Annotated in this window: 1 pseudogene; it reads right to left on the reverse strand. The window is 64.6% G+C overall.

Features of this window, described 5'->3' with window-relative positions:
* Positions 1-77: 77 nt before the first annotated feature.
* Positions 78-617, reverse strand: a pseudogene (locus tag ACZ7HQ_RS45805) (transposase); the annotation flags it as partial.
* Positions 618-1,120 lie beyond the last annotated feature (503 nt).

The following is a 1,120-nucleotide window of genomic DNA, read 5'->3' on the forward strand; positions in this document are numbered from 1 at the left end:
CCTCGATCTCCTTCGCAAACGTGTCCTGCTCGCACGATGACCCCGCACCACCTGGATCACAAGATCGTCGACAGAACCCGGATCTTCACGTGGATGGCATCAATGAAGATCACGGGATACACCGAGTCGAGCGGGCGGGTACGCCACTCGTGCATCGACTCCAGGGCTTTGTCGGTGATCGTGGAGATCGTCTCCTTGGACGTCTTCATCCCGTACACCTCGTCCAGGTGCGCGACGATCTCACCGGAGGTCATCCCGCGCGCCGTCAGCGACAGGACCATCTCGTCCAGCGCCCCGGTCCTGCGAGCGTGCCTGGGCAGAATGCTGGGCCGGAAGGTGCCCAGCCGGTCGCGCGGGACCTGCAGCGTGATCGTGCCGACCTCGCTTATGACCTTCTTGGTCCGGTAGCCGTTACGCCCGTTGCCGCCCGAGCGGGCACCCCGGCCGCCCACCCGCTCGGACTCGGCGGCCAGATGCTCATCCATCTCCGCTTCCAGCGCGGCCTGCATCAGGTGCTGCGTGATCGCTGGCAGCAGACCGTCCTCACCGACCAGCTTCAGCCCGCCGGCGCGGACCTTGTCCCGGGCCAGTAATGTCAGCGCGTCCAGCAGATCCAGGCCGAGCCCGTCCACGCTCTGTGTCGTCCTCACGCTCGCACCGTCCGCGGCCTCCGCGCCCTCGGCAAGCGACACGCCGTCGGCCTTCCCGAACGAGCGATCCATCGTGGCGGTCATCAGAACTCACTTTCCGGTTGATTCCCACCTAATTCATGACACTCCCGGCTACTGTCTCGTGATCCTGTTCGTGGAACCTGAGGCTGGTTGGTTCGTTGAGTTGAGCATGGATCTCTCCTCTGAACAGATGGCGGTACTGCGGGAGTTGGCCGGGTCGCGGGATGTTCCGTCAGATGTGGCGCTTCGTGCACGGATCGTGTTGTGGTCCGGCGAGGGGCGGCGGCGCCGAGAGTGCAGCACCGCACAACCCCCTGAGCTGCGTGGTTGACGTGTCTGTCGTGGCAGATGCCGTTCTGTCGCGCGTCAGACTTTCTGGCACAGGGGTTTGTTTGAGCCCCGTGAGCATGTAGGAGAGGCTGATGTCCCGTCCGCCGCAGTTCCCGGTG

The sequence above is a fragment of the Streptomyces sp. NPDC037290 genome (assembly GCF_055603245.1).